20 protein-coding genes are annotated in these 25,301 nt (G+C 38.9%); 6 read left to right on the top strand and 14 right to left on the bottom strand.

Annotated elements, in window-relative coordinates; translation table 11 throughout:
• Positions 1 to 40: 40 nt before the first annotated feature.
• From B091_RS0109170 to clpB, 8 genes are all read right to left on the bottom strand, one after another.
• Positions 41 to 2,869, bottom strand: coding sequence for a M16 family metallopeptidase (locus tag B091_RS0109170; RefSeq protein ID WP_155888294.1), 2,829 nt, complete (start codon positions 2,867 to 2,869; stop codon positions 41 to 43).
• Between the two features lie 24 nt (positions 2,870 to 2,893).
• Positions 2,894 to 3,712 (bottom strand): 3-deoxy-8-phosphooctulonate synthase, encoded by an 819-nt coding sequence (kdsA, locus tag B091_RS0109165; protein ID WP_018109707.1) that lies wholly within the window; start codon positions 3,710 to 3,712, stop codon positions 2,894 to 2,896.
• A gap of 26 nt (positions 3,713 to 3,738) precedes the next feature.
• The gene (gene miaA, locus B091_RS0109160; protein WP_018109706.1) at positions 3,739 to 4,662 is read right to left on the bottom strand and encodes a tRNA (adenosine(37)-N6)-dimethylallyltransferase MiaA; all 924 of its coding nucleotides are present in this window, start codon (positions 4,660 to 4,662) and stop codon (positions 3,739 to 3,741) included.
• A 20-nt stretch (positions 4,663 to 4,682) separates the two neighbouring features.
• Positions 4,683 to 4,892 (bottom strand): helix-turn-helix domain-containing protein, encoded by a 210-nt coding sequence (locus tag B091_RS0109155; protein ID WP_018109705.1) that lies wholly within the window; start codon positions 4,890 to 4,892, stop codon positions 4,683 to 4,685.
• A 12-nt stretch (positions 4,893 to 4,904) separates the two neighbouring features.
• Positions 4,905 to 5,558 carry a DUF2975 domain-containing protein gene (locus tag B091_RS12365; RefSeq protein ID WP_018109704.1) on the bottom strand — a complete coding sequence of 218 codons (654 nt, stop codon included), beginning with the start codon at positions 5,556 to 5,558 and terminating at the stop codon, positions 4,905 to 4,907.
• Between the two features lie 318 nt (positions 5,559 to 5,876).
• Entirely contained in the window at positions 5,877 to 7,532 is a 1,656-nt protein-coding gene (locus B091_RS0109145) for an acetolactate synthase large subunit (RefSeq protein WP_018109703.1), read from the bottom strand.
• Between the two features lie 29 nt (positions 7,533 to 7,561).
• The gene (locus B091_RS0109140) at positions 7,562 to 8,518 is read right to left on the bottom strand and encodes an AEC family transporter (RefSeq protein ID WP_018109702.1); all 957 of its coding nucleotides are present in this window, start codon (positions 8,516 to 8,518) and stop codon (positions 7,562 to 7,564) included.
• Between the two features lie 324 nt (positions 8,519 to 8,842).
• Positions 8,843 to 11,434, bottom strand: a complete 2,592-nt coding sequence (gene clpB, locus B091_RS0109135; RefSeq protein ID WP_018109701.1) for an ATP-dependent chaperone ClpB — start codon at positions 11,432 to 11,434, stop codon at positions 8,843 to 8,845.
• Positions 11,435 to 11,708: 274 nt separating this feature from the next.
• On the opposite strand from clpB, the gene B091_RS0109130 reads away from it, so the two are divergent.
• From B091_RS0109130 to B091_RS0109120, 3 genes are all read left to right on the top strand, one after another.
• Positions 11,709 to 12,293, top strand: coding sequence for a DUF6621 family protein (locus B091_RS0109130; protein WP_018109700.1), 585 nt, complete (start codon positions 11,709 to 11,711; stop codon positions 12,291 to 12,293).
• A 15-nt stretch (positions 12,294 to 12,308) separates the two neighbouring features.
• Entirely contained in the window at positions 12,309 to 13,199 is an 891-nt protein-coding gene (locus B091_RS0109125; RefSeq protein ID WP_018109699.1) for a LysR family transcriptional regulator, read from the top strand.
• A 133-nt stretch (positions 13,200 to 13,332) separates the two neighbouring features.
• Positions 13,333 to 14,259 (top strand): YeiH family protein, encoded by a 927-nt coding sequence (locus B091_RS0109120; RefSeq protein WP_238319470.1) that lies wholly within the window; start codon positions 13,333 to 13,335, stop codon positions 14,257 to 14,259.
• A 90-nt stretch (positions 14,260 to 14,349) separates the two neighbouring features.
• Here the strand turns inward: B091_RS0109120 and B091_RS0109115 are convergent, their stop codons facing one another.
• From B091_RS0109115 to B091_RS0109100, 4 genes are all read right to left on the bottom strand, one after another.
• Positions 14,350 to 15,495, bottom strand: a complete 1,146-nt coding sequence (locus B091_RS0109115) for a TlpA family protein disulfide reductase (protein ID WP_025069612.1) — start codon at positions 15,493 to 15,495, stop codon at positions 14,350 to 14,352.
• Between the two features lie 127 nt (positions 15,496 to 15,622).
• Positions 15,623 to 16,660 carry a recombinase RecA gene (gene recA / locus B091_RS0109110; protein ID WP_018109696.1) on the bottom strand — a complete coding sequence of 346 codons (1,038 nt, stop codon included), beginning with the start codon at positions 16,658 to 16,660 and terminating at the stop codon, positions 15,623 to 15,625.
• Between the two features lie 4 nt (positions 16,661 to 16,664).
• Entirely contained in the window at positions 16,665 to 17,120 is a 456-nt protein-coding gene (gene bcp, locus B091_RS0109105; RefSeq protein WP_018109695.1) for a thioredoxin-dependent thiol peroxidase, read from the bottom strand.
• Positions 17,117 to 18,310: a saccharopine dehydrogenase family protein gene (locus B091_RS0109100; RefSeq protein ID WP_018109694.1), complete on the bottom strand. Its 1,194-nt coding sequence runs from the start codon at positions 18,308 to 18,310 to the stop codon at positions 17,117 to 17,119. The genes bcp and B091_RS0109100 overlap by 4 nt, the downstream gene beginning before the upstream one ends.
• Before the next feature lie 324 nt (positions 18,311 to 18,634).
• Between B091_RS0109100 and B091_RS12035 the strand changes: the two genes are divergently transcribed.
• Together B091_RS12035 and B091_RS0109090 are read left to right on the top strand one after the other, a co-directional pair.
• Complete coding sequence (locus B091_RS12035) at positions 18,635 to 19,435, top strand: META domain-containing protein (protein ID WP_018109693.1); 801 nt, start codon at positions 18,635 to 18,637, stop codon at positions 19,433 to 19,435.
• Positions 19,436 to 19,626: 191 nt separating this feature from the next.
• The gene (locus tag B091_RS0109090) at positions 19,627 to 20,442 is read left to right on the top strand and encodes an META domain-containing protein (RefSeq protein ID WP_018109692.1); all 816 of its coding nucleotides are present in this window, start codon (positions 19,627 to 19,629) and stop codon (positions 20,440 to 20,442) included.
• Positions 20,443 to 20,501: 59 nt separating this feature from the next.
• Here the strand turns inward: B091_RS0109090 and B091_RS0109085 are convergent, their stop codons facing one another.
• Positions 20,502 to 21,488: an iron ABC transporter permease gene (locus B091_RS0109085; protein ID WP_018109691.1), complete on the bottom strand. Its 987-nt coding sequence runs from the start codon at positions 21,486 to 21,488 to the stop codon at positions 20,502 to 20,504.
• Entirely contained in the window at positions 21,488 to 22,627 is a 1,140-nt protein-coding gene (locus B091_RS0109080; RefSeq protein WP_018109690.1) for an ABC transporter substrate-binding protein, read from the bottom strand. The genes B091_RS0109085 and B091_RS0109080 overlap by 1 nt, the downstream gene beginning before the upstream one ends.
• Before the next feature lie 265 nt (positions 22,628 to 22,892).
• On the opposite strand from B091_RS0109080, the gene dnaK reads away from it, so the two are divergent.
• Positions 22,893 to 24,794, top strand: a complete 1,902-nt coding sequence (gene dnaK / locus B091_RS0109075) for a molecular chaperone DnaK (protein ID WP_018109689.1) — start codon at positions 22,893 to 22,895, stop codon at positions 24,792 to 24,794.
• Positions 24,795 to 25,301 lie beyond the last annotated feature (507 nt).

Raw genomic sequence — 25,301 nt, 5'->3', positions numbered from 1 at the left:
AGAAAAGACTAGCCCCTTTAAAAATGTGTAAACTAAAATATTATTTTTGCTCAGGGCTAATCATAATTACTTCAGCCTTATTTCCTTGCTTAAGGAAAGCTTTGGTGAATTTTTGAATATCCTTTATGCCAATACTATTGACTAAGTTTTCGAAATCTGCATTTAAATCAATGCCTGATGTCAGTTGATTTTGTATCATTGAGCTCCAGTAAGCATTCTCTTTTACTTGCTCATGATATTTTTTAATCATATTCTCCTTCACTTTCGATAGGTCTTTTTCTGAAGGACCTTCCTTAGCAACCTTGTCGAGTTCTCGGTAGATAATCTCCATTAAGCGATCTTTCTTTTCGGGAGCTGTATCAAAAACAATCAAGAATGTTCCTGTTTGTTTAGGGAGATTATTTAGACCAGCTTGAACACCAACACCGTAAGTTCCACCCTCGTCTTCACGTACTTTTTCGGTATAAACCAGAGTCATTACCTGTGAAAGCATGTTCATTAAAAGATTGTTTTTGGCAGTATATTTTACGTTTCCGTTGTAATAGGTCAATATTGAGGCCTTAGGATTATCCTGTTGACGAATAAATTCGTTTTCAAATTCTCCCTTTCTATCATAGAGCTTGCGGTCAATATAATTTTCTTTACGATCTAGAGTAGGTAATCCTCCAAGGTACTTTTCCAGAAGTGGTCTAGCGGTTTCTAAATCGATATTTCCCACAAAGATAAATGTAAAATCACTCGCATCTTTGAAGCGATCGTTATACATCTCAAGCACTCTGTCGTAGCTAATTTTGTCTAGGTCATTCGCATGTAGACGTTTAGCTCGTAAGTTATCTCCATATATAGCTTTTGTTATAGAGTCGTTGAATGCAGATGCAGGATTGAGTTCGTTATTGAGCATTGCAGCCTTAGAACGACTAATATTCGATTCAAATGCATCGACATCTTTACGTGGAGCTGTAAAGTTTAAATAAGTAAGCTGCATCAAAGTTTCGAAATCCTTTGGTGAAGAATAACCATTAACACTTTCGGTAAGGTAGTTAACTGAGGTTGATACTGATGCTATTTTACCAGCTAGAACTTTATCCAATTCAACTTTTGAGAAAGAACCAAGTCCACCCACTAGAGCAAATTCGTTAATCGACTTAAAGTTGGTATATTCATCGTCAGGAAATACTGAGTTACCACCGTAGCTATAACCCGACATAATGATCTGATCTGCTTTGAAGTCGGTTGGTTTAATGACAACCTTAACTCCGTTTGATAGGGTTAATGTTGTTGCATCGTAAAGTCCGTTTTTCTCCTCTTTTACAACTTTTCCGCCAACTGGTTCTTTCGAAATTAGGGGTTCGTCAGATACATGATCTTCGTAAGCTGCAAACTTTTCGCTCATAGTTCCCTCAAGTAGGCTTGCAAGAGCCTCGGGCGAAGGAATATTAAGACCTTCTTTCTCTGGAGCAAGTAGCGTTAAGGCTTTGTTGTTTTCAGAGATAAGCATTGGCATCATTTGGTTGATGTGGTCAACTGTAATGACGTTAGCCAATTGCGACATTGTGCCGTATTCGAATTCAATACCTGGAGCTGGTTCGTTGTCTAAGAAGTGGCGAACATACTCATTAACATAAGCTGCATTCTTTACCTTGTCTCTTTCGTTGAAAGCAGATTCTAAACCACTTAGATAAGAAGCTCTAGCTCTAGCATATTCACCAGGAGTAAATCCGTGTTGGCGAACGCGCTCAATTTCGCTAAGAAGAATCTTAATTCCCCCTTCAATGTTGTCTTCTTTACAAACTACTACACCTGTGAAGGCTTTCTTTGTCTTTGCAACAATAAAATCACCATCATAAACTCCCGCATAAATAAAAGGAGGGTTTGCTTGCTCAGAAATCTCGTTAAGACGAGCATTAAGCATAGATGAAATCATATTGATTGCATAGTTCACTTGCAGGTAAGCTAAGTCACCCTTTGCTTCTTTTGGAAATGGAGCATACTTATTGTAGTAGCTAAATACAATATTGGTTTGCTCTTTATCTTGGAAGGTAAATACTAGGGGTTCATCGTTATCGTTAACAGGATAATATACACGCTCTACTGCTTGGGGTTGAGCTGGGATGTCTGAGAACATAGCCTTGATTTTACTTTCAACCTGATCGACATCGATATCACCCACAATCATGATGCCTTGTAGGTCGGGTCTGTACCAAGTTTCATAGTAATCTCTTAGTGTTTGGTATTTGAAGTTGTTGACTACTTCCATGCTTCCAATAGGAAGGCTGTCGTCGTACTTAGTACCTTCGAAAAATTTAGGAAGTAAGTTCTCAATATAACGCTGTCCTGCACTCATGCGAGATCTCCACTCTTCGGTAATCACACCTCGCTCTTTGTCGATCTCTTTGTCTTCGAGCGATAGGTCATTAGCCCAATCGTGTAGAATTAGTAAACAAGAGTCTAATGCTCCTTCACGGCTAACGGGAACGTTAGAAATATTGTATACCGTTTCGTCAATAGCCGTGTAGGCATTAAGGTTTTCGCCAAACTTAACGCCGATGCTTTCAAGGTATTGTTTGAGTTGGTCTCCTGGAAAATGAGTTGTACCGTTGAAAGCCATATGCTCCAAGAAGTGGGCAAGACCACGCTGATCTGGATTCTCTTGGATAGCACCCACTTTTTGTGCGATGTAGAAATCGGCACGCTCTGCAGGTTGGGCATTCTTTCGGATGTAGTAGGTTAATCCGTTATCGAGCTTGCCAATGCGAACTTTTGGGTCTTGAGGTATTGGCATACTTTGTTGTGCATAGAGCTGCAATGAACCGAGGAGGATAAAAGCAGCCATGAGGCTCACTTTCATCCATTGTTTACATTTTTTCATAAAGCGTAAGTTTTGAAAGTTGGATTAAAAGGCATTGATCGTTTTACGCAATGCCACGAGTTTAGTAAGTAACTCTTCAAGCTGATCAAGGGGTAACATGTTGGCACCATCACTTTTGGCTTCTTTAGGGTTGTGGTGAGTTTCGAGAAACAGACCATCTACGCCAACTGCTACTGCAGCACGACAAACCGTTTCGATGAGTTGTGGCATACCGCCAGTAACTCCTGAGGCTTGATTGGGCTGTTGAAGCGAGTGTGTAGCATCCAAGACAACAGGAACATTGAATGCCTGCATTTCGGGGATACCTCTAAAGTCGATAATCATATCGGAGTAGCCAAACATGGTTCCTCTATCAGTAAGGATTACATTTGGATTGTTTGAATCAAGTATTTTTTGAACAGCAAACTGCATTGCGCTTGGCGAAAGGAATTGTCCTTTCTTGATGTTGATAACTTTTCCTGTTTCTGCTGCGGCAACCAAAAGGTCAGTCTGACGGCAAAGAAAAGCTGGGATTTGCAATACATCAACATAAGGCGCTGCCATAGCTGCTTCTTCTGCTGTGTGGATGTCGGTAACTGTTGGGATATTAAATGTTTCTCCCACTTTGCGAAGCACTTTAAGTGCTTTTTCATCACCAATACCTGTAAAAGAATCGATTCTAGAGCGATTAGCCTTACGGTAAGAGCCCTTGAATATATAAGGAATCTGAAGTTTGTCTGTAATTTTAACAATGGTTTCTGCAATATGCATGGCCATATCTTCACCCTCAATGGCACATGGGCCAGCCATTAAAAAGAAATTACCAGAATCGGTATACTTAATCTTTGGTATATTAATCATCATTTTGGTTAGTTGTAAAATTGGTGTTTTTATAATAGTTTATATATCTCTTCTAATTTGTCATTGGTAGGGAGTTTAGCATCTATCCAGTGGATAGTAAACCCTTTTCGTTCCATCCCCCTAAACCAGGTCATTTGTCGTTTGGCAAATTGGTGAATAGCTGTTTCTAGTTGCTCAAACATCTCGTCATAAGTTAGCTTACCAATGCAATATAGCGTCAGGAATTTATATTCAAGTCCGTAATAAATCAAATCACCGGCTGAGATCCCTGTCTCGAGCAAGGCTTCTACCTCTTGAATCATCCCTTCATCTAAACGCTGTTTAAGTCTTTTTGATATTTTAGATCTTCTTAGCTCCCGATCAATATCGACTCCAATGATGAGGCTGTTGAGTTTAGGGAAGGAGCGTTCATCTGCTGGTTGCGTCAGGTAGTACTCTTCAATCTCAATGGCTCGGATGGCTCTTTTACAAGTATCCACATCGGTAGAGTTGTGCAATTCTTTATACGCTTTTAGCTTTTCTGTCAACTCCTCTAGTGAGTAGGAGGCAAGCGAGTCTCGAAGTTCCTTGTTTTCGGGAACGGGCAGCAAACGGTAACCTTTTAAAATTGATTCAAGGTATAACCCTGTGCCACCACAAAGGATGACGGGGTTACTGCGTGAGACGATGCCTTCGTAAGCCTTTAAAAAATCACGTTGGTATTCGAATACATTGTACTTATAACCTGCATCGACAATGTCAATGAGGTGATAAGGTACAGTTTTGCCTTCAATGGTATATTCCTCCAGGTCTTTGCCTGTTCCTAGGTCCATGCCTCGATAAATTTGCCTCGAGTCAGCACTGATGATTTCACCATCGAGTGCGTGAGTTAAAGCAACCCCTAGAGTGGTTTTTCCACTAGCTGTAGGGCCAAGTATAGTTATTAAATCGTATTTGCTATTTTGAATATTCATCTATTTGTTTCAGTCTAAAATTAGAGCTCCTTTTCGTAGCTTAGGATATCACCTGGTTGACAATCAAGAGCTTCGCATATGGCCTCAAGGGTCGAAAAGCGGATTGCTTTTGCTTTTCCTGTTTTTAGTATCGATAGATTGGCTGGAGTAATTCCTATAGTATCTGCCAATTCGTTTGACGAAATTTTTCGCTGAGCCATAACAACATCTAAATTAATAATAATTGCCATTAGTCTGTCTTTTTAGATGGTTAAATCTTGTTCTTCTTTCATTTTGATACCCATTGCTACAAATTGTTTTATTAAAAGTATAGTCAATCCTCCGAGAAGCCAAAAGAAAGGAATGGGTTGAGCCATTAGTAGCTTATATCCTTGAATATCGAATAATTCTTTGCTTATCTGGTAGCTTGTCAAGCTATAAATAGTCATACATGCAAAACTAAGGATTAGACTCCACCCCAATATTTTAAGATAGAATAAGATCCGCCTATCGAATACAATTCCTCTATTTACGGCAAAGATAAATTTTATAAAAAACACAATCGACATAATGAATGTTATGCAAGTTGCTAGAACCATAATCGAGGTAATTGTGGATAAAGTAGCTACTGATTCATTTTTAGATTTAGTTGTTTTAGCCAAGATAACTCGTGGTTTAAAAGTCACTTGCTCTTGGTTGTTTTTGCTAGTAAGTGTGAAGTTATATTCAGATTCTTCTGTATTAATAACATCTAACCAATATGAAGTTGTGGTACTTATATTATCCTTTTTTTGAGACTTAAATCCCTCTTCAAAGCCTGCAGTGAAATCATCAATGGCTAGACTCGAGTTTACAATAAACGATGTAGCTAATGCGATAAGAATCAGTATGGCTATGGTGTTAAACTTCTTTTTCATAATCAATCAGTTTGTTGATTTAGAATTAAAATATATTGATAATGAATGTATTTTTATCGTTCTTCGATAAAACAAAGATAATTTAAATTCTATTACATCCTGTGGTTCGTTAATTTTTTTTAGTTGGAGTAGGGATTTTATTTCTTATAAGGACGAAAAACAGGGCTATGAGTTTCAAAAATGAGTTAGTTGGAGTACCAAAACCAATAGGTCGTTTTAGTACTCCGACTAACTCGTTTATCTTGCCCGGCCTAGGAGAAAAAAAGAGTCTATCCAAAAAAATGGATAGACTCTCTAATTAAGAATATTAGCTTTTGATTAGCTTGGCATTGTTAATGTACCAAGTTTATTGATAAGCTTCATATTTTCGCTATAATCAACTGGGCAAACTACTACAGATACTCCGTCTTCAGCAAGTGCTTTCTTTAGAGTAGGTCGTAAATCTTCAGCTGATTCTACGCGATGACCATGTGCACCAAAACTTTCTGCATACATTTTAAAATCAGGGTTCGTGAAATCCACATTGCTATGGGTATGAATTTCCATATCCATTTTCCATTTGATAAGTCCGTAAGAATGATCTTCCCAAATAAGAACTTTCAATGGCACACCCTCACGTACTGCTGTTTCGATCTCTTGTGAGTTCATCATAAAGCTACCATCACCCATGGTTGCAAGAATCTTACGATCTGGGCAAGCAAAATGTGCACCTATTGCACCTGGTAGTGAGAATGACATTGGAGATAAGCCGTTAGCAATAAGACAGGTATTTGCTTTGTAAGTTGGATAAAGTCGAGCCATCCACATTTTGATCGCACCTGTATCAGCTAGTACGATATCTTCGTCGGCAAGTGCTTTACGTGTATCTGCAACTATACGTTGAGGTTTAACAGGGAAGCTGTTGTCGTTGGCTAAGCTTTCACGTTCCTCTTTCAAGAGTTCTTGAATCTTTGGAGCAGTGATGTCAAACTTCACATTCATTTTTTTGAGTTCGGCTGTAAGCTTAGTCAAAGTGTTTGGAATATTACCTTCTACACTAACCTCTACAGGGTAGTCAGAATCGATATCTTGAGCAAAGTTATGAATATGTACAATCTTTTTGTCTCCTTTAGGATTGATTTTAGAAGGGGCAAACTCTTGTAATTCGTATCCGATAGCAATAATGGTATCTGCTTTGTCGAATGCGAAGTTTTCGTAATCGTGAGCCATAAAACCAACAACACCAAGTGCATTAGGTTCTTTGTCTGAATAAATACCTTTACCCATGAATGTTGTAGCAACAGGTACACCTAGTAGGTTACAAAACTCTTTGATTTCTTTGTCAGCTTTGTTTCTTACGGCACCATAACCAACCAAAACTACAGGGCTTTTAGAAGATTGAATCTTCTTAGCTGCTTCTAAAATCATTTTATCGTCAGCATAGCTTTCGTGTTTAGGATGTACTGTAAGGGGGATTAATTCGCTAGCATCCATTACTTCAACATCTTGAGGTACCGCGATATAGGTTGCACCTGGTCTCTCTTTTTGAGCTCTATCGAATGCTTTACGCATCATTTCAGGAACCGAAGCAGGAGTTAAAACCATGTCAGCCCACTTTGTAGTAGCTTTGAACATCGGAAGTAGGTCAACTACTTGGTGAGTTTCTTTGTATATTCTGTTGATACCCACTTGTGCAGAGATCGCAACGAGTGGACAAGAGTCTGTATTGGCATCAGCAACACCCATAAGTAAATTTAATGCACCTGGGCCTAAGGTTGAAGCACAAACACCAGCTTTACCTGTGAGTCTTCCGTAAAGGTCGGCCATAAATGAGGCTCCTTGTTCATGTCTTACTAAGATGAAACGGATGATTTTTGATTCACCAATAGCATGTACTAGGTTGATGTTTTCTTCACCAGGGATACCGAAAACGTATTTTACGCCCTCTTGTTCTAAGCATCTTACAATAAGATTTGCTACATTTTGATTCTTCATAACTGTATGTATTTAAAAAATTATATTCATTAAGAAAGTATGTACATAAATAGACCCATTGTTACCAATGATAACATGGTACTAAAGAATAAAATAGAGGAAATGTCTTGTTCGTCGGATTTGTATTGTATGGCAAGAATTACACCAATTGAAGCTGTTGGAATAGAAAGTGTAATTACGGACTCTTTAATAATTTCGGGTGTGAAATTAAACACGTGCAAAATACCAAGCATTAGTAGAGGTAGAAGGATGTTCTTGGCCAATACTGAGATGCTTACTGTTTTGTTAAAGGTCACTTTATATGAGAATAGAATAATACCTGATGCAAAGAGAGCTACACCGCCTGTTGCTTTACCCAGTAGGTTAAGAGAAGCGATGATACTTGTAGGGAAAGAAACTCGAAGCAGTAAGAATATTAATCCTAGCACTGGCATCCAAACTACGGGTTCTTTTATTGCGCTAAGTACATTTCCCCAGAACACTGAAGATTTACTCTTCTGTGGGCCTGTTGAGTTGGCAGTAGGATTGTTGCTATCCATAGAAAGAAGAATAATCGTAATCGGCACCTGAATAAGATTCATGTAGATACTACAAATCGAAATCGAGATAGTACTGATGTTACCGAACAGGTCTCCCAGTACCGATACGCCCACAAAAGGTACGGCAGGTCCAGCAATTGATAAAGCCAATAGTGCTGATACTGAAATGCTCTTCTTGAATAGATAGCGTATAATAAAATAAACTACAAAGTAGAGGACGATCATACCGATAAATAAGCTGATACTTAGCGTTTTTTCTTGCATCAGTTCGTCTATAGGTACTTGTACAAGTACTGCAAAGAGGGATAGAGGTAAGGCATATAGCATTACCATTCTATTTAGAACTCCTGCTTGGTCTTTATTGAAATCTTGATGCCAACCGGCAAAATAACCAAGAAGAAGAATTACTGCGATGGGTAATAGTGCCCCAACAATAGTTTCAATCATAAGTATATCTGTTTTATTAATTTGATATCTTTTATAAATGCCACCTGCATTGAGGTTGCATTACTTTGATTGTAGTATCGTTGTGTCTTTTAGAGGAATGTGTTGTTGGGGGGACGTGTAGTTGTGTGGCTCAAAATTAATTATTCTACTTTCTTTGAAATAATATGATTCGTTAATTCAGTTCTTAGGGCTAAAATAAGTTGGTATTAGAATGTCAATGTTACTTTAGTATTTCAAGTTTACTTACTGCTTATTGTTCAATACGTAAAAAGGCAAGCTGAGTTACTCAGCTTGCCTTTTTACGAGAAGTATAATTCTAGTTGGTTAGTTCTTAAATATTAAGTGATCTCCCTGGCTATCTACAGTTATTGGTTTGCTATTATCAACTTCTTGAGCAAGAATCTTCTTCGACAAGTCGTTGAGTAGGTAGCGTTGTATTGCTCTTTTGGCAGGACGTGCACCAAACTCGGGGTCATATCCTTTATCTGCTAAGAACGATATAGCACCATCGGTTAATTGCAAATCCATTCCGTTGCGTGCAACCATACTCTGTACTCCATGAATCTGAAGAGTTACAATCTTTTTGATTTGCTCTTCGTTGAGAGGTAAGAACATGATGGTCTCGTCGATACGGTTCAAGAATTCAGGGCGAATAGTTTTTTTGAGCATATCCATTACCCCTTTCTTAGTATCCTCGATGAAAGCTTGTTTGTCTTCTGCCTCATTGAGTACGGACATTCGTTCTTGGATAAAGCCGCTTCCCATATTTGAGGTCATGATGATAATGGTATTCTTGAAGTTTACCAATCGACCTTTATTATCGGTAAGCCTACCGTCATCCAATACTTGCAATAAGATATTGAACACATCGGGATGTGCTTTTTCAATTTCATCAAATAGCACTACCGAATAGGGTTTGCGGCGAATAGCTTCAGTGAGTTGGCCACCTTCATCGTAACCTACATATCCAGGAGGTGCTCCGACAAGTCGAGATACACTGTGTTTCTCTTGATATTCACTCATGTCGATACGAGTCATCATCGCTTCATCGTCGAATAGGTATTCTGCTAAGGCTTTGGCTAACTCTGTTTTACCTACACCTGTTGTACCTAAGAAGATGAATGAACCGATTGGGCGACGTGGATCTTGTAATCCAGCCCTGCTTCTACGAACCGCATCGGCTACGGCTGTAATGGCTTCCTCTTGACCTACCACACGCTTGTGCAACTCATCTTCAAGGTAAAGAAGCTTCTCTTTTTCACTTTGGAGCATCTTATTCACAGGAATTCCTGTCCAACGCGATACCACATCAGCAATATCATCAGCTTCAACCTCTTCTCTAATCATTGCACTGCCTCTTTGGGCTTCGTGAAGTTGTTTCTGGGTTTCAGCAATCTCTTCGTTGATTTTCTGAATCTTTCCATATCTGATTTCGGCTACCTTACCATAATCACCTTCACGTTCGGCTTTTTCGGCTTCGTACTTGAGTTGTTCTATTTCGCTCTTCGATTCTTGGATACGTTTAACCAATGTGCGTTCACCTTCCCACTTTGCTTTATGAGTTTTCTCTTGTTCTTTAAGCTCAGCAATATCTTTGTTGAGTTGTTCGAGCTTCTTAGTATCGTTTTCACGTTTGATAGCTGCACGTTCAATCTCTAGTTGCATTATCTTGCGAGAGATTTCATCCAACTCTTCGGGGAGTGAGTTCATCTCCATACGGAGCTTAGCTGCTGCTTCATCCATCAGGTCAATTGCTTTATCGGGCAAGAAACGATCAGTGATGTAGCGATTACTCAACTCTACGGCTGCAATGATTGCATCGTCTTTGATTCGGACTTGGTGGTGACTCTCGTAGCGCTCTTTCAATCCACGAAGAATTGAAATTGAGCTATCGATATCGGGCTCATCTACTTGTACTATTTGGAAACGACGTTCAAGTGCCTTGTCTTTCTCGAAATATTTTTGGTATTCGTCGAGTGTTGTTGCACCGATGCTTCTGAGTTCTCCACGAGCAAGAGCAGGTTTAAGGATGTTGGCTGCATCCATTGCACCTTCGCCTTTACCAGCACCCACGAGTGTGTGGATTTCGTCGATAAACAAGATGATGTTTCCTTCGGCTTTTTTGACCTCGTCGACAACCGATTTTAGTCTTTCCTCAAACTCACCCTTGTATTTAGCTCCAGCAATTAGTGCTGCCATATCAAGGGAGTAGAGTTGTTTGTCTTTTAGGTTCTCAGGAACATCACCTCGTAGAATACGGTTGGCAAGTCCTTCAACAATGGCAGTTTTACCAGTACCTGGTTCACCAATTAATATTGGGTTATTCTTGGTACGTCTACTTAAGATCTGTAGCACCCGACGAATCTCTTCATCACGCCCAATTACAGGGTCGAGTTTACCATCTCTTGCCGCATCGATTAGGTTGCGAGCATATTTGTCGAGCGACAAATAATTGTCATCAGCCGACTGTGAGGTTACTTTAGCTCCTTTGCGAAGTTCTGTAATTGCCGCTTTGACCTTACTTTCGGTTACCCCTGCATCTTTTAGCAAGGTTGAGGCTGGGCTACTAACCACCAGAACAGCTAAGAATAGTTGTTCAATAGAGGCAAACTCATCACCCATCTCTTTGGCTAGGTTAACAGCTTTGGTTAGCACATTATTGGCTTCGTTGCTTAATGTTGGGTTTCCTCCACTCACTTTAGGGAGGCTATTGATTTTACTATCTACTTGTTGGAGAATATAGTCTTTATTGGCTCCAAGTTTTTGAAAGATGAAGTTGACCACATCCTCACCCACGGTCATTACACCGTGGAGTAAATGAAGAGGCTCTATAATTTGTTGGTTATGTTCTTGAACTGACTGAACAGCTTCTTGAATAGCCTCTTGTGATTTAATTGTATAACTATTTAAATTCATATTGGCTTTATTTTATTTCTTATTTAATGTATTCTTATTTTCTGTCTTATACTAAGCAATAAGGTTGCCAGTTGAATTTTAACCCGTTTAACTGACTATTATTCAGTATAATGCTACGTATAAACGACAAAAAGTCTTAAAATGTTTGTTAGTCTGACAAAATTAACATATAGAAGATTGTTTACTGATTATCTAGTAACATCACTTGGGCGGTTGTATAGCTTTATTGTATCTTTAAGCTCAATTAAGAATAAAAATAAGACGACGCACTATCATGGAAAAGAAAATAAAGCTAGCTGAAACAGTAATCTTAGTAGATGCTGCCTACCTCAACTTTATGTTGGTTAATTTAAAGGGATTTTTAGAGCAACAAGTAAACCGAGACCTATCTGTGGTTTCTATGGCCGATTTATTGACCTATATTGCTTTGGATGCTCAAATTCAAGAAGGAGGCAAGGCTGTGCAGGTAATACTGATCAGTGATGATTCTACCCTAAAGCTCCAAAATGCTGAACCCTCTGATTTGAAAACAGAACTTGACGGTGTTGCTTTTAAGAGTACAATAGGTGAGTTTATGTTCTCTACAGCATTTACCGAAGGGCTTGTTTCGCGTGAAGAACTATTCTTGGATGTTTTAGAGATTTCTCTAGAGTCCGAAGATGTTAAGAAACTTGTCGTACTCTCTTTTGACGATGAATATGGTGATGCTGTATTGGATAAGATCAATAAAGAGGGACTTAAGAAAGAGATTATTCAGTTTAGAATGCGTGAATTAACTCAGAAGGTAGCGTTTAAGAGTGAGAATTTGGTTTTCCCTCTGATGAAAGCCTTTGGGATTTCTGCCGATGAAATTAAATAGGAGTCAGCATTAACTATGACAGATTTTCGTCTAAAAGTATTTTTATCTGTAGCCCATCATCTGAGCTTTACAAAGGCTTCGAAAGAGCTTTTTATCAGTCAGCCTGCTATTTCTAAGCATATTCAAGAACTTGAAAGCGATTTCAAGGCTCGCCTGTTTGAGCGTAAAAGCAACAGTATTGCCCTTACTTTGGCAGGTAAGCTTCTTTTGCAACATGCCGAGGGCATAATAGACAAATACAAAGAGCTGGAATATGCCATGCACCAACTGCACGGAGAACTTGTTGGTGAGTTGAAACTTGGAGCAAGTAGTACAATATCACAATATGTTTTGCCGCCACTCTTAGCTAAATTTACGAGCTTAAATCCTCAGATTAAAGTGAGTTTACTCTCGGGTAATACACGTGAAATTGAAGATGCACTCGAGAATCACGAGATTGATTTGGGTTTTATTGAGGGAAACTACCGAAGAAGCCATCTTAAATACACACTGTTATTAGCCGATGAACTGGTGCTTATTGCTAATCCACAAGCTAAAATCGGCTCAAAGATTAAGCTAGAAGACCTCTGTCAATATCCTCTAGTCCTCAGAGAACAAGGTTCTGGTACACTCGATGTAATTCAGGAGGTATTAGAATCTGGCCATATCTATTTAAAGGACTTGAATATCCCTTTGCACTTGGGCAGTACCGAAAGCATTAAGTTGTTCGTTCAAAACTCCGATGCACTCGGTATAGTCTCTGTGCGAGCTGTCCAGTCGGATATTCTCTTGGGGAGGTTGCGCGAGGTTCGAATAGAAAATGTCGCCTTTAACCGAGAGTTTTGTCAGGTCAGTTTACAAGGAGAATCCTCAGGTTTATCGGTAGAATTCATGAAGTTTGTCGATAAGTATAAAGATAAGTTATAGGCTATAAGTAAACAGTATTGGACTGGCGTTTATTCTTATCCTATCTTTGTGGTCAAAATAACGAAAGATGAATAAATCAAACGCTTCTAATTCACAAATTGCGGCCATAGTTTATAAGGTTATCTTGGGTGTTATGTTGGTCTGCATCTTTTTGGGATTTATCCCTGGTTTCGAATTTGCTTCTTCTTGGCTTACACCACCCGTAGCACTTTTTGTTGGGCTTGCCTTTGCTTTAACCTTTGGACAGCCCTATGCAAAGTTCAATTCAAAGGTCTCTAAAAAATTACTTCACTATTCAATCATTGGTCTTGGGTTTGGCATGAATCTCCATGAGGCAGTAGCTTCGGGTAAGGATGGTATGGTATTCACAATTGTATCCGTAGCAGGAACATTGATCCTTGGTTGGATTATTGGCTACCGCATCTTAAAGATGAATCGAAATACCTCTTATCTGATTGGATCCGGAACTGCAATTTGTGGGGGGAGTGCCATTGCTGCAGTAGGAGGCGTGCTTAACGCTAACGACGACGAAATGTCTGTCTCCTTGGGTGTCGTTTTTATATTAAACGCTATTGCACTGTTTGTCTTCCCTGTTTTAGGGCATATGATGGGGTTAGACCAGCATCAGTTTGGGACTTGGGCTGCAATTGCCATCCACGATACCAGTTCTGTTGTAGGAGCGGGAGAGGCTTACGGGCCCGAGGCTTTAAAGATTGCAACTACCATTAAACTAACACGTGCTTTGTGGATTGTCCCTGTAGCTATCCTTACTAGCTTCTTATTCAAAAGCAAAGGTAAGAAAGTATCAGTACCACTTTTTATTGTACTCTTTGTGGTAGCGATGTTAATCAATACCTACCTCTTGGGTGGTTATCCCGAAATTGGTAACTTCTTAAATATGATTTCAAGAAAAGCCTTAACCATTACGCTGTTCTTTATTGGTGCAGCTCTATCGCGAGATGTGCTTAAAAACGTCGGGCTTAAACCGATGATACAAGGTGTTTCTCTTTGGATTATTATTAGTTTGGCTTCGCTAGCTTATATTCTCTACTTCATATAATAATTAGCTTACCTCATAATGTATAATAAACGACCGTAAAATCATTGATTCTGCGGTCGTTTGTTTTAGGTCTAATTGGGGCTTTATCTTTTACTTAGCTAGTAGCTTTTCTAGTTCTGATTCCAACTGACTCATGGTAAGGTTTCGTCCGATAATTTTGCCATCCTTATCTAATAGTACGATATGCGGAATGGCATTAAATTGGTAGAGGTTAAGAACTTCCTTACCTGCGTTGGGTGCAAGTATTTGACCCGGCCAGGGCATTGCTTCCTCTTTCAAAGCCGCTTTCCAGTCTTTCTCTTTACTGTCTATAGAAACCGATAGAATCTCTAATCCTTTCTGATTGTATTTAGAGTAGAGTTCTTTTATTTCTGGTATAACATTTCGGCAGGGGCCACACCATGATGCCCAAAAGTCGATGACGAGGTATTTCCCTTTGAAGTCGGCTGGCTCAAACGTGGTCTTGCCATCTGCACTTGGATAGCTAAAAGCAGGGGCAGTAGCTCCCACCTGCAATTGACTATTTCGGAGTACCTTCTCGGCTTCTTGCTCTTTCCAGCGCATGTAGGGTGGATAATCAGCTTTAGTTTGATCTAGTTTTTCGAGCAGTTCGCTTTTTATCTTGGCATCTCTAAGTTGGGGTAATAGTGCGATGATGCTGTTTCTATCCCAAAACGTTTGAGCTAAGAAGTTGATATATTGTTTGTGTGTGTCACTATTCTTCTGGTAGCCATCTGCAGCAAAGTCTTTCCACTCTTGAGAGTCGGACCTTGAGGCTTGGTAAAGTTCTTGACCCATAGCTATCATGTTTTGGTACGACATATAGCCAAAATAGTTAATCAAGTTCATCAATTCATTATTGGGACCACTGTTCTCTATACGTTGAAAAGGTGGGTTCTTGATTTTTACTTTGGCTGTATCTTGTCCCCTGAACTTTACGAGGATATCTTCGTCTTCCCCCCAGAAGTTTAGAACTTCCCACTTCATGCAATCGATGGTATATACACCAGCATGAGGAAGTATAATCTCTTTTTCGAAACTGTTATCTGCACTTAGTGGAATAGAGTCAATGACCATCTTCTCGGATCCATCTCGATAAAAGAGTTGGATTGAAAATCGATCGTCTGGAAACTCTACTGTTCCAGCTATTTTTATTCTATTCTGTTTTGGAGGCTGTGTGGTACAGCTTATAAGTATAAAGCAACAGAGGGTAAGTAGTGTGAGTATCCTAGTCATTTTTTAGTGTTTTGGTTCCAAGAAAGATAGATACTTTTGTTTTATCAGCCAAGCATCAGGTACAAAGAATCCCGAACAGACTATGTATAGCTATTCGGGATTTATCTATTAATGAGATGGGTCTAACTTATTTTTTAGAACCCTCTTTTAGTGCAGTGAAGATTAGTCCTTCAAGTTCCTCAGCCAATTCTGGGTTGTCTTGAATGATTTTCTTTGCAGCATCACGACCTTGACCTAGTTTGGTGTCGTTGTAGCTATACCATGACCCGCTTTTCTTAATAACATTAAGATCTGCGCCTAAGTCAACGATTTCGCCAGCACGAGAGATTCCTTCACCAAACATGATGTCGAACTCAGCTTTACGGAATGGAGGAGCAACTTTGTTCTTAACCACACGAACACGTGTTTGATTACCAAGTACTTCTTCTCCCTCTTTGATCTGTTGTGCACGACGAATGTCTAGACGTACCGAAGCATAAAACTTAAGTGCATTACCACCAGTAGTAGTTTCAGGGCTACCAAACATTACACCAATCTTCTCTCTAAGTTGATTGATGAAAATACACGTAGTTCCTGTTTTGCTAACTGCTGAAGTCAGTTTTCTTAATGCTTGTGACATAAGTCTTGCTTGAAGACCAAGTTTGTTTTCACCCATTTCGCCTTCAATCTCCGCTTTAGGAGTTAGAGCAGCAACCGAGTCAATAACAATGATGTCAACAGCTGAGGAACGGATTAATTGTTCAGCAATTTCTAAGGCTTGCTCACCGTTGTCGGGTTGAGAAATCCAAAGATTATCCACATCAACACCTAGTTTAGAGGCATAGAAGCGGTCGAATGCATGCTCAGCATCAATAAATGCAGCGATACCACCTTTCTTTTGAGCTTCAGCGATTGCGTGAATAGCGAGTGTTGTCTTACCCGATGATTCAGGGCCATAGATCTCTACTATTCTGCCTCTAGGGTATCCACCAACACCCAGTGCAACGTTTAGCGCAATAGAACCAGTTGGGATAACCTCTATGTCTACTATTGTCTCGTCGCTAAGCTTCATGATTGAACCTTTACCAAAGCTCTTTTCAATTTTGTCCATTGCTACTTGCAATGCTTTGAGTTTTTCGCTTGATGAAGGATTATTTTCGAAGTTTATTTCGTCTTTCTTTGCCATAATTTTAATCGTTCAATATTTGTTCAGAATGTGTTTTGGTTTTCACCTCTTTGGGGCTAATTATGCGCTCCACAACTCCATCTTCATTGATGATGAACGTTGTACGGAAAACACCCATATAGGTGCGACCGAAGGTTTTCTTTTCACCGTAAACACCAAACTTCTGAACCAATTCTTTGTTTGTGTCTGCTATAAGTGTGAAAGGAAGTTCGTTCTTTTCAATAAAGCGTAGATGCGATTTCTCGTCATCGATGCTAACACCTAAAACCTCATATCCCTCTTTTCGAAGGTCTTGGTAGTTATCTCTCAGGTTGCATGCCTGAGCAGTACAACCTGGAGTACTGTCTTTGGGGTAAAAATAGAGAACTATCTTCTTCCCTTTATATTGTTCCAGCTTAATTTCTTGACCGTTTTGATCGACGCCAAGAATTGCTGGAGCTTTTTCTCCTATTTGGATCATAACTCTAAGTCAATATTAAATTGCTCGTGCCATGGTAAGCCTTGTTTATTTAATTGCTCCATAAATGGATCTGGATTAAACTCTTCAACGTTAAATACACCTGGTTTTTTCCATAGTCCTTGCATAAACATCATTGCACCAATGGTAGCTGGTACACCTGTTGTGTAACTAACACCTTGCATACCTGTTTCTTCATATGCAGCTTTATGGCTACAGTTGTTGTAAACGTAATAGGTAACATCTTTACCATCTTTAATACCACGAATGCGGCAACCGATAGAAGTTTCACCAGTGTAGTTTTCGCCTAAATCTTGTGGATTAGGAAGTACAGCCTTTAAGAACTGAATAGGAACAATGTCTTGACCTTGGAACTTAATAGGCTTAATGCTAGACATACCGATGTTTTGGATCACTCGAAGGTGAGTCAAATACTCTTGGCCAAAAGTCATCCAGAAGCGAGCACGTTTTAGTGTTGGGAAGTTTTTAACAAGCGACTCCAACTCCTCGTGGTAGAGTAGGTAAGAATCTTTAGGACCTACATTAGGGTAGGTAATAGCTTGATTAATTGACAACGGTTCTGTTTCAACCCATTTACCGTTTTCAAAGTATCTTCCTTTCTGAGTAATCTCGCGAATATTAATTTCAGGATTAAAGTTTGTTGCAAAAGCCTTGTGGTGATCACCTGCATTGCAGTCAACAATATCCAAATAGTGCATTTCGTCGAAATGGTGTTTTGCAGCATAAGCTGTATAAACTCCAGTAACCCCTGGGTCAAAACCACAGCCAAGAATTGCTGTTAAACCAGCTTTCTCAAATCTGTCGTGATATGCCCATTGCCAGCTGTATTGGTATTTTGCTTCATCGATAGGTTCGTAGTTAGCAGTATCCAAGTAGTTGACTCCAGCTTCTAAACAAGCATCCATTATCGTAAGATCCTGGTAAGGAAGTGCAACGTTGATTACGATCTCTGGCTTAAAAGAATTGAATAATTCTACAAGCTCTTTTACGTTATCTGCATCTACCGCAGCAGTCTTTATAGCTGGATTGCCAATAGCCTTTACTATATCATCACATTTTGATTTAGTACGGCTAGCAATCATTATATCAGTGAAAATATTGGCGTTTTGTGCCACTTTGTGTGCTACTACGGTTCCTACACCACCAGCACCAATAATAAGGACTCTACCCATTTTTATTTGTGATTTAGAGGGTTATAAATTATTAAAGTTTCTACAGCAAATATACAAGAATATTTTCAGTTCTACTTATAAAGAAGGAGTTCATTTTATTCTGTATCTGATCCCCAAAAAGATAGGCTGTGATGTTTTAAACATTAATTGGTCTATAAATGTTTTATTTAAATATTGGGCTTGCTCGGATAATCTATTGTCTTCTAATGCTCTTCTTTAGGACTCAGTAGTTCGCATGTTGTCTAAATATAACTATGAGCAACATGAGCTGATTGTATGATCATTAATTTAGCATATTAGAAAGTAATTAAAGTTATCGAGATTATGAAAAGAATATTTATGTCAGTTATAGCGGTTGCTTTTGCTATTTTAGCTCTGCATGCCTGTAAAACTTCTCAAGCAGGGATTAATCCTGTATCAGCTCTTCAGGGCGAGTGGAACATCATTGAAATCAATGGAGAAAGCTTAGTCCCCGCCGAGCATCAACCTTTCCCTTACATTGGTTTTAATCCCGAGGACAGACGAGTTTATGGCTCTAGTGGTTGTAATCGTATTATGGGTGGTTATATGCTGGGAAGTCGCAATAAAATAAGTTTTGGCCAAATGGGCGTAACCATGATGATGTGTCCAGACATGGCAGTAGAACAAAAAGTTCTTGACATGCTTGCGCAGGTCAAATCATTTAAGTTTGAGAATGATAATATTCTGTTTTATGGAAAGGGCTCTAAACCAATCGCAGTCTTAGGAATAAAACCCCAAATTGAGAACCTAGCTCCAGTTGCTGGAGTTTGGGAGATTGAAAAGATTAATAGTGAACCTGTAAATGTTGATCCTAGACCTTTTATTGAGCTTAACGTTGATGAAAAAAAAATAACAGGTAATGCAGGTTGTAACCGTATGGTGGGCAATATCTTGGCCAAGAAAGATGTGGTTCGTTCTATAGAGTTTTCAAATATTGCTGTGACACGTATGGCTTGTCCTAATTTGGAACTCGAAGGGAAAGTATTAAAGACCTTAAGTGAAGTCTATACCTATTCTTTAACGCCCGATGGTAAAAAAATGATTCTTTTGGATGAGGCTGGATTAGAAATAATGCAGCTGAATAAAAATATAGTCGAAGACTAAACCCCTATTGGTTTTGTCGTCGGCTAATCCTCACCTAAAGTCTCCTAGTTGTACCACCTAAACGACTAGGAGGTTTGCATACTACGACCTACTCGTTTTTTATAGTGTAATATTTTTACATGCTTTATGCAGTATTCGAGCTACTTGGTTATTTAACCGAGTAGAATACATATTTTAAAACTTATAAAATTATGAAGAAAGTATTTAGAACATTAATGATAGTTGTCTTGTCAGCAGTGGCTTTGCAATCTTGTAAATCCTCAAAAACGGTGTCTCCTGAAACGGAATCTTTGCAGGGAGAATGGAGTATTTCAAAATTGAATGGTGAGAATTTGGTACCTGCTGACCACCAACGAGCTCCTTATATTGGTTTTAATGTATCCAAAAAATCAGTTTATGGCTTTAGTGGTTGTAATCGCATTATGGGTGTTTATGAATCGGCAGAGCCGGGTAAGCTTAGTTTTGGCCAGTTGGGTGCAACCATGATGATGTGCCCTGATATGGAGCTAGAAAATAAGGTTACAAAAATGCTCGAACTTGTTAAGTCTTATAAGTTCTTAACAAGCAATCAAATAGCACTGTATGGCGAAGATTCTAAGGCTATTGCTATTTTAGACAAACGAGAGTTGAAAGAAGATATTGTAAAACTGAACGGAACTTGGGTTATTGAGGAGCTTGGAGAAGAAGAGCTTAACAAGGATAGCATATTGCTTACTCTTGATATTGATGTTGCTCAGAAACATGTAAGTGGAGAAGCTGGTTGTAATCGATTAAATGGTGGGTTTGTAGTTGTAGATGGGGTAACTCATTCTATCACTTTCCCGAATCTAGCCGTCACTAGAATGTTTTGCGATCGTATGGAGCTTGAAGACAAGGTTTTAAAAGCCTATGGAGAGGTTTACTCTTACGATTTATTACCCTCAGGTGTTTATCTTTATTTCTATGATAAAGAGGGTAAAGAACTTATGAAGCTAGTTAAAGAAGACTTCTTGAAGACACAGAAATAATAGTCACAGTCTATAATAAATATAAAAAGCGTCTTAGCCTACTTGGCTGAGGCGTTTTTTTATCTCTTACGGAGTAATATCCAAAGGATAATAGGAGCGCCAAAGAGTGAGGTTACTGCATTAATGGGTAGCGTGGTGTTGAAGCTTGGCATTTGCGAAATGATATCGCAAATAAGCAAGACAGTTGCTCCACAAATAACCGATGCGGGTAGTATTATTTTATGATTTGAAGTTTTAAATAATCCTCTTGCTATATGAGGGATTGTAATGCCAATAAAGCCAATTGGCCCCGTAAAGGCAGTAGCTGTACCCGCTAGGATTGAAGTAATGAGAATAATCTGTAGGCGAGTTCTGTCGATTGAAACTCCCAATCCCTTAGCATACTGACTGCCGAGTAGAAAAGCATTTAGAGGCTTTACAATCAAGAGTGCCAAGAGTACCGCAAGGATCAGAACTGGGGCTAAAACCTGTAGCTGATCCCAACCTACAGCTGACAGGCTACCGAAGGTCCAGGTAATAAATAATTTAAGGGTATCAGGATTGCTTAGGTTTTGTAGTATGCTCACAATAGAGCTCGTAAAGTATCCGAACATTACTCCCACGATTAATAGTGATACTGTATTCTTAACTTTTGTAGAGGTCAATAGGACCAAAGCTAAAATGAGTATTGCACCAAGTATGGCAGCGATGACTTGTGCATAACTATTTCCAATAAGCATGGGGATGCTTGCCCCTCCAAGTGTCAGTAGAGCAACACCTAAGCTTGCCCCCGAATTGATACCCAAAACATCTGGACCAGCTAGTGGATTTCTAAAAAGCGTTTGCATGAGTAATCCTGCTACCGACAATGAACTACCAATGAGCAGTGCTGTAATGGCTTTGGGGAGCCTATGGTTCAGAATAATCTGATAAAATATTGATTGGTTGTCAACAAACAGTGCATGATATATTTCCTTGGGGGCAATGGTGACGCTACCCAAAGCGATATCGGCAATAAAGGCTATTAAACACAGGATTGCCAGCAGAATAAACTTACGAGTGTGCATTAGTTGAGTTTTTCGGTGTAAGTAAGCTCATAATCCTCTAATAAGGTGGGGTGGGCAATCTTGATCAGATCCTTTAACAATAAGTCGGGACGTGCTATTCCCGATTCCCAATAGTCGTTTCCACCTACTGGATTAGACCGTTTGTTATTATTGTATACATTCTTATTCTTAAAGGCTATGAATAGTTTGTATTTGCTGTTCTCTTTTTCTAACTCCTCTATGCTTTTGGCTTGTACGTTAATCCATAAATCTGCATCGTGAAAATAGACTAGTGCTTCTTCGATTGAAGAGGGTATGCTTCCTTGGTAGGTACTATCGTTCTTATAGTGGTAGTCCACTTTGGCATCTTTAAAGAGTTGAGCGGCATAGCTGCTTCCAGAGGGTAACGACCATGTACCTCTAAAGTCTTGTCCTGATAAAATTGTAGGCTTTTTTTCTACATAAGCCACAATCTGCTTCGCTTGATTATAATTGGCCTCAATATCATTGAATATGCTATCTGCCATTTCGTTCTTATCAAAGAAAGCTCCCATGAATTTAATCCATTCAGCACGACCCAGTAGTGACTTCTCTTGCCACTCAATATTGTATATAGGTTTCTGGTTGAGACGCTTCATTTTGTCACCTTCTGATTGATCTCCATTAAAAGCTGTGGTAAAAATGACTTCAGGGTTGAGCATTAAGAGTTTTTCGGTATTGATATTAAACGACTCTCCTAGGTCTTGAATATTCTTATTTCGATATTGTTCAAGTAAGTAGGGGTTATATACATAGTTAATATCCGTTATTCCCTTGATCTTATTTAATTCGTTGAGTAAACTCAGAAAACCAACCTGCGTTGCAGAAGTTGTTACGATTTCTTTGAGTGGTATTTCTACGCGTAGCCCATCTTCAGGGGTTTGGGTCTCTTTGTTGCGTGTCAAATAGTAAATGCTATGTATCGATTGATTATCCCACGGATTATAGACAGTCACTTTGGTGAACTCATCAGAAGTAGAGTCGATGCTGAACAGTTCGGCATGTTTAAGTGTTTTATTACTCTCTTTTGGGTGGTTATCAGCCGTTTTAGTTTGCTTGCAAGCTTGTAGGGCTGTGATGCTCAATAGGGTTAATAGTAATAGAATCTTATTGAATTTCATAATCGATAGCTAGTTATTGATTTGAAAGTCAAAGATAATAAATTGTGTAGGAGTAAGACGAAATAGACACTTGATTTCGCGTCTAATCTGACAAAACCAGAGTTAATCTGACATTTCGACAGATAAAATGACAGATAAGAGCAGGTGAAATTTATGGCACAACCTTTGCTTTTTTAATGGGTGTTGCTACTAAATCTTCAAGACTACTTGTAAAGCAGTGGCAATTTGAAGTTGAATAATTAAAAATTAAAATAGAATTATAGATATGGGAAAAATAATCGGAATCGATTTAGGAACTACAAACTCATGTGTTTCCGTTTTTGAAGGAAACGAACCTGTAGTAATTACAAACAGCGAAGGTAAAAGAACAACTCCTTCAGTTGTCGCATTTATTGATGGTGGCGAAAGAAAAGTGGGTGATCCTGCAAAACGTCAAGCTATTACAAACCCTGAAAGAACAATTTCTTCTATCAAGAGATTTATGGGTGAAAATTGGGCACAAGTTCAACAAGAAGTTGGTCGTGTACCTTATAAAGTAGTGGATGAGAATGGTACTCCACGTGTAGATATTGACGGTCGTCTTTATACTCCACAAGAAATTTCAGCAATGATTCTTCAAAAAATGAAGAAAACAGCTGAAGACTATTTAGGTCAAGAGGTAACAGAAGCTGTTATTACAGTACCTGCTTATTTCTCAGACTCACAACGTCAAGCAACTAAAGAGGCAGGTCAAATTGCAGGTTTAGAGGTAAAGCGTATTGTTAACGAGCCAACGGCTGCAGCTCTTGCTTACGGTATCGAAAAACAACACAAAGACATGAAAATTGCGGTTTTCGACCTTGGTGGTGGTACATTTGATATCTCAGTGCTTGAGTTCGGTGGTGGTGTTTTCGAAGTGTTGTCAACAAATGGTGATACTCACCTTGGTGGTGATGACTTTGACCAAGTAATCATCGATTGGCTTGCTGAAGAATTCAAAAAAGAAGAAGGTGCCGACTTGAAAAAAGATCCAATGGCTCTTCAACGTTTGAAAGAAGCTGCTGAAAAAGCAAAGGTTGAATTATCTTCTGCTACTTCAACAGAAATCAACTTGCCATACATTATGCCAGTTGATGGTGTGCCAAAACACTTAGTAAAAACGATTACTCGTGCACAATTCGAGGCATTAGCACACAAATTGATTCAAGCTTGTCTTGAGCCATGTAAAAAAGCAATGAGCGATGCTGGTTTAAGTAATGCTGACATTGATGAAGTTATCTTGGTAGGTGGTTCAACACGTATCCCAGCAATCCAAAAAATTGTAGAAGACTTCTTCGGTAAAGCTCCTTCAAAAGGTGTTAACCCTGATGAGGTTGTTGCAATTGGTGCTGCTGTTCAAGGTGCTGTTCTTACAGACGAAATCAAGGGTGTAGTTCTTCTAGATGTTACTCCGCTTTCAATGGGTATTGAAACAATGGGTGGTGTAATGACTAAATTGATCGAATCAAACACTACTATTCCTTGTAAGAAAACAGAAGTATTTAGTACTGCGGCTGATAATCAAACTGAAGTTACTATCCATGTAATTCAGGGTGAGAGACCAATGGCTAACCAAAACAAAACAATTGGTAACTTTAACTTAACAGGACTTGCTCCAGCACGTCGTGGTGTACCTCAAATTGAAGTTAGTTTTGATATTGATGCCAACGGTATCTTGAAAGTATCGGCTAAAGATAAAGCAACAGGTAAAGAGCAATCAATCCGTATTGAAGCTTCTTCTGGCTTAAGCAAAGAAGAGATCGAAAAGATGAAAGCTGAGGCTGAAGCAAATGCTGATGCAGACAAAAAAGAACGTGAAAAGATTGACAAGCTTAACCAAGCAGACAGTGTTATCTTCCAAACTGAAACTCAGCTAACTGAGCTAGGTGATAAACTTCCTGCAGACAAAAAAGCTCCAATCGAAGATGCATTAGCAAAACTAAAAGAAGCTCACAAAGCTCAAGATATTGCTGCCATCGATGCTGGTATTGCTGAAGTAAACACAGCATTCCAAGCTGCAAGTGCTGAGATGTATGCTCAAACTGGTCAACCAGGAGCAGAACAGCCAGGTGCTGACCAAGCTCAAGGTAGTGATGCTAAAGATCAAGGAGATAATATCCAAGATGCTGACTTTGAAGAAGTAAAATAAGAGTCGATTCATATCGATTACTAAATAATATAACCCACCCCCTATAAACTTTTTTGTTTGTAGGGGGTGGTTTTTTTATGTGCTAACATCTCTGAGTTATTCTAGATTAATTCAGTATTAAAAGCTTTGAGTTTTAAGTTTATTGAGAATTCTCCACGATATATTGTAAAGTGGAATAAACGTATTTTTGAGCAAGCTGGATCATGTTATAATATTGCACTAATCTATAGCAATTGGAACACTTTATCTCAATCATCCCGTTAAGATTATAAATTTCTTACAGTTTATTGGACTTTAGTTTTGTTTACGGACATGCTAAATATGATGAATAATTGGAGATCTTTATTGTAAGTATTAAGAATGTTTATTGCTTTTGTAATATAAATGNATTACGAAGATTTAAGTTATTTAATCTTCTCATTAACGATTAAATTGACTCTAAGCTGGTTTAATCTACGTTATTTGATGTTTAATGCATTTAGTTATGCTGATCTTATTGAATTAGTA

Source organism: Bacteroides propionicifaciens DSM 19291 = JCM 14649 (genome assembly GCF_000375405.1).
Taxonomy (GTDB): Bacteria; Bacteroidota; Bacteroidia; order Bacteroidales; family Bacteroidaceae; genus Bacteroides_E; species Bacteroides_E propionicifaciens.
This window is presented reverse-complemented; position numbering and strand designations above follow the sequence as displayed.

Coding starts and splice junctions, on each gene's coding strand:
- clpB (WP_018109701.1), bottom strand. CDS start 11,434: ATGAATTTAAATAGTTATACAATTAAATCACAAGAGGCTATTCAAGAA.
- B091_RS0109155 (WP_018109705.1), bottom strand. CDS start 4,892: ATGGCAATTATTATTAATTTAGATGTTGTTATGGCTCAGCGAAAAATT.
- B091_RS0109100 (WP_018109694.1), bottom strand. CDS start 18,310: ATGGGTAGAGTCCTTATTATTGGTGCTGGTGGTGTAGGAACCGTAGTA.
- B091_RS0109080 (WP_018109690.1), bottom strand. CDS start 22,627: ATGAAATTCAATAAGATTCTATTACTATTAACCCTATTGAGCATCACA.
- B091_RS0109145 (WP_018109703.1), bottom strand. CDS start 7,532: ATGAAGAATCAAAATGTAGCAAATCTTATTGTAAGATGCTTAGAACAA.
- B091_RS12035 (WP_018109693.1), top strand. CDS start 18,635: ATGAAAAGAATATTTATGTCAGTTATAGCGGTTGCTTTTGCTATTTTA.
- B091_RS0109125 (WP_018109699.1), top strand. CDS start 12,309: ATGACAGATTTTCGTCTAAAAGTATTTTTATCTGTAGCCCATCATCTG.
- B091_RS12365 (WP_018109704.1), bottom strand. CDS start 5,558: ATGAAAAAGAAGTTTAACACCATAGCCATACTGATTCTTATCGCATTA.
- B091_RS0109120 (WP_238319470.1), top strand. CDS start 13,333: ATGTTGGTCTGCATCTTTTTGGGATTTATCCCTGGTTTCGAATTTGCT.
- dnaK (WP_018109689.1), top strand. CDS start 22,893: ATGGGAAAAATAATCGGAATCGATTTAGGAACTACAAACTCATGTGTT.
- B091_RS0109090 (WP_018109692.1), top strand. CDS start 19,627: ATGAAGAAAGTATTTAGAACATTAATGATAGTTGTCTTGTCAGCAGTG.
- B091_RS0109130 (WP_018109700.1), top strand. CDS start 11,709: ATGGAAAAGAAAATAAAGCTAGCTGAAACAGTAATCTTAGTAGATGCT.
- B091_RS0109085 (WP_018109691.1), bottom strand. CDS start 21,488: ATGCACACTCGTAAGTTTATTCTGCTGGCAATCCTGTGTTTAATAGCC.
- bcp (WP_018109695.1), bottom strand. CDS start 17,120: ATGATCCAAATAGGAGAAAAAGCTCCAGCAATTCTTGGCGTCGATCAA.
- kdsA (WP_018109707.1), bottom strand. CDS start 3,712: ATGATGATTAATATACCAAAGATTAAGTATACCGATTCTGGTAATTTC.
- B091_RS0109115 (WP_025069612.1), bottom strand. CDS start 15,495: ATGACTAGGATACTCACACTACTTACCCTCTGTTGCTTTATACTTATA.
- recA (WP_018109696.1), bottom strand. CDS start 16,660: ATGGCAAAGAAAGACGAAATAAACTTCGAAAATAATCCTTCATCAAGC.
- B091_RS0109170 (WP_155888294.1), bottom strand. CDS start 2,869: ATGAAAAAATGTAAACAATGGATGAAAGTGAGCCTCATGGCTGCTTTT.
- miaA (WP_018109706.1), bottom strand. CDS start 4,662: ATGAATATTCAAAATAGCAAATACGATTTAATAACTATACTTGGCCCT.
- B091_RS0109140 (WP_018109702.1), bottom strand. CDS start 8,518: ATGATTGAAACTATTGTTGGGGCACTATTACCCATCGCAGTAATTCTT.